Raw genomic sequence first — 288 nt, forward strand, 5'->3', positions numbered from 1 at the left:
TATCTGCTCTCTCACCCAAGCGCGAAACGAACGCAATAAAGTAGTTTCGCCGACGGTTTGGCTTTGTGCTAAAAATTGGGCGACTTGTGCCACGGGCAAGATGGGAAAAGCGAGCGATCGCTCCACCGGGACATATTCCCCTTCTTGCAATTGCAAAAACTGCACCGCGCCGCGATCGCATCTCCAGATTTCCGGCACTCCCATCGCGGCATAAATCCCCTCTCGGTCGATAGAACTGCTGGTAACATCAATTTCGATTACCAAATCAGGGGGCGGATCGGTTTTTAA

Annotated in this window: 1 protein-coding gene; it reads right to left on the bottom strand. The window is 51.7% G+C overall.

The genetic code is table 11. The features are described 5' to 3' along the window. Positions 1–288 (bottom strand): Uma2 family endonuclease (locus AC0QH1_RS23335; RefSeq protein WP_324633772.1); only part of this gene is annotated, 288 nt, incomplete at both ends.

The organism is Phormidium sp. CCY1219 (assembly GCF_055795085.1).